At 29.4% G+C, this 3,453-nt stretch carries 3 protein-coding genes and 1 pseudogene; all 4 read left to right on the forward strand.

Annotation, left to right across the window (positions count from 1 at the left end):
* Positions 1 to 93, forward strand: a pseudogene (locus ACTG3S_RS08895) (RNA polymerase subunit sigma); the annotation flags it as partial.
* Positions 94 to 380: 287 nt separating this feature from the next.
* A complete protein-coding gene (gene rpe, locus ACTG3S_RS08900; RefSeq protein WP_439129005.1) occupies positions 381 to 1,037 on the forward strand; it encodes a ribulose-phosphate 3-epimerase in 657 nt (218 codons plus the stop codon).
* Entirely contained in the window at positions 1,038 to 2,423 is a 1,386-nt protein-coding gene (locus ACTG3S_RS08905) for an exonuclease domain-containing protein (RefSeq protein WP_439129006.1), read from the forward strand.
* A partial coding sequence (locus ACTG3S_RS08910) for an FAD-dependent oxidoreductase (RefSeq protein ID WP_439129007.1) occupies positions 2,404 to 3,453 on the forward strand: 1,050 nt, incomplete at its 3' end. The genes ACTG3S_RS08905 and ACTG3S_RS08910, both read left to right, overlap by 20 nt.

Genomic DNA, 3,453 nt, shown 5'->3' on the forward strand with positions numbered 1-3,453 from the left:
ACGAGAGAGCGTGTACGTCAAATTAAAGAAAAAGCAATTAGAAGATTAAAACACACTTCTAGATCTAAAATATTAATGACTTATTTAGGTTAGTATTTTTCACTTACTTAAAATAAACATAAACTCTCGAATTAATTTTCGAGAGTTTTTTTATTAGAAGCTATTTCGCGCTTTCCGTTTTATCTTTTTTATGCTAAATTTATTTCAGCATCTATCTAATTTAAAAAGTATTTTTATAACAACTAACAAATTCTATATCTAATGAAGCAAAAAAAGGATGTCACTTCAATCACGGCTAAACTTGTATAAAAATATATTACTTCTTCCACATCATTCTCATTTATGAATTAATTATCTTTGTAAAAATTCAAAATAATACAATGAGTAATATACTAGCACCTTCGGTTTTAGCAGCAGACTTTGCCAATTTACAACGCGATATAGAAATGGTAAATAATAGTGAAGCAGATTGGTTTCACATAGATATTATGGATGGCGTTTTTGTACCTAATATTTCCTTTGGTATGCCCGTTTTAAAAGCAATAACAAAACATGCTAAAAAAATAATAGATGTGCATTTAATGATTGTAAATCCAGATCAATATATACAAACATTTGCAGATTTAGGCGCTAATATTTTAACAGTACATTACGAAGCATGTACCCATTTACATAGAACTGTGCAAGCCATAAAAGCTGCAGGTATGAAAGCTGGTGTTGCTTTAAACCCACACACACCTATTGCTGTTTTAGAAGACATTATTACAAATTTAGATTTGGTGTGTATTATGAGTGTAAATCCAGGTTTTGGTGGGCAGTCTTTTATAGAAAATACCTATAAAAAAGTAAGTCAATTAAAACATTTAATAGAATTTACAGCATCTGATTGCCAAATAGAAATAGATGGTGGTGTTACCAATAAAAATGCTAACCAATTAATAGAAGCAGGTGCTAATGTTTTGGTGGCTGGTAGTTATGTTTTTAAAGCAGAAAACCCAACAGAAACCATTGCAGATTTAAAAAATATAATGGCATAATTGTATGCTGTTGTAGACATAGAAACCACAGGAAATGGCCATAAAGGTCAAAAAATTACAGAAATTTCTGTATTGGTTTTTAATGGCGAAAAAATAATAAATGAGTTTACAACGCTGGTAAATCCAGAGCAAAACATTCCACCTTTTATTACAAATCTAACTGGTATTACAAATGCTATGGTTAGAAATGCACCTAAATTTTACGAAATTGCACAAAAGGTAGAAGAGATTACGCAAGATTTAATTTTTGTGGCACACAATGTAAATTTCGATTATAACATTATTAGAGACGAATTTAAAAGTTTGGGCTTCGATTGGAAACGTAAAAAACTCTGCACAGTTCGTTTAACTAGAAAAATAGTTCCTGGGTTGCCATCTTACAGTTTAGGTAATATTTGTTCTGGAGAAAATATACCTATAAATGGTAGGCACAGAGCAAAAGGAGATGCAGAAGCCACAGTAGAATTATTGAGAAGATTGATAAAGAGAGATCAGCATTTTATCATTAATTCCTTTTTAAATCCACGTTCTAGACAAGCTACTTTACCTCCTCTTTTAGATAAAAAAACGGTAGATAATTTACCAGAAACTTTTGGAGTTTATTATTTTAAAAATTCGGCAAAAGAAATTATTTATGTTGGTAAAGCCAATAATATCAAACAAAGAGTAATCAGCCACTTTTACGATAAAAAGAAAAAAGAACAAGAAATGTGTATAGAAACTGCACATATTTCTTATACAGAAACAGGAAGTGAGTTGTTGGCTTTGTTATTAGAGTCTTCAGAAATCAAAAACAAATACCCAAAGTACAATCGTTCTCAAAAAAATAATAATGCTGCTTTTGGTGTATTTTCTTACGAAGATCAAAAAGGAGTGATCCATTTGGCATTTAATAAAATAAAGTTAGTTTCAAACCAAATAGCCACCTTCTATTCTTTAGCAGCTTGCAGAACTTTTTTAGAAAAATTATGTCAAGAATTTACATTATGCCCCAAGTATTGTCATTTGCAAACCAATGTAAAACAGTGTTTTCATCATCAAATAAAAGAATGTAAAGGGGTTTGTTGTGGTAAAGAATCTGTTGCACTATACAATAAAAGAGTATTACAAGCCATAGAATCTATAGGTTTGGCATCAGAAAATAGGGTAATAAAAGAAAAAGGTAGATTTACCAACGAAATTGGTTTTGTTTTAATTTTAGAGGGTGTTTACCAGGGTTTTGGTTATATTGATAAGGATTTAGATACACAACTTCAGCATCCAGAAGATTATCAGTTTTACTTACAACCCAAGAGAGATAATAAAGATGTGCAAAAAATATTAACCTCTTATTTAAGAAAAAAAGAAGAGTTAAAAGACGTAGAAAATGGAAAAATCAGCATATAAAATACATATTATTGGTGCAGGAATTAGTGGATTAATTGCAGCACAGGTTTTAGAAAATCATGGTTATCATCCAACAATTATAGAGGTTACAGATAAAGTTGGTGGGCGTGTAAAATCAGATATTATTGATGATTATATTTTAGATCATGGTTTTCAGGTTTTATTATCTTCTTACCCAGCAGCACAAAAATATTTAGATTATAAAGCGTTAGATTTACAAGAATTATTGCCAGGAGCTACTATTTTTAAAAACGGAAAAACACAAACTATTGGAGATCCATTGCGAAGTTTTTCTATGTTATTTCCTACGTTACTTTCTACTATTGGCAATTTTTCTGATAAACGAAAAATCTTACAATTAAATACCCTTTTAAAAAAGAAAAAGATTGCTGCCATTTTTAAGGAAGATGAAAAAACAACCTTACAATATTTACAAGATTTTGGTTTTTCAAATGATATTATGACCAAGTTTTTTAAACCTTTTTTTAGCGGAATTTTCTTAGAAAATCAACTAGAAACTTCTAGTAGAATGTTTGAATTTGTTTACAAAATGTTTGGTGAAGGAAAAGCGGTATTGCCAAAAGGTGGTATACAGGAAATTTCTAATCAACTAAAAGACAAGCTAAAAAACACCTCTTTTGTATTTAATCAAAACGTAAAAGAGGTTTTAGATTCTAAAATTATTTTAGGAGATGAAAGCGAAATAAAAACACATATTACCATTATTGCAACCGAAGCAAGCGCATTAATTTCTAATTTAAAAAACCAAGAAACTAGTTGGAAAAGTTGCCATACTTTCTATTTTGAAACAAATACTAAAATAATTAATAAACCATTAATTGGTTTAGTTGCAGATGACAATGCATTGATTAACAATATTTTTTATCATACAAGTATTGCTACAAAATCTAAAGGAAATAAAGAGTTACTCTCGGTTACTGTGGTAAAAGAACACAATTTAAATGAATTAGATTTAGTTTTAAAGGTAACAGAAGATTTAAAAATTCTTTGTGGTATAGAGGTTAAAAAG

It is taken from the genome of Polaribacter sp. (assembly GCF_965656025.1).
Lineage (GTDB): Bacteria > Bacteroidota > Bacteroidia > Flavobacteriales > Flavobacteriaceae > Polaribacter.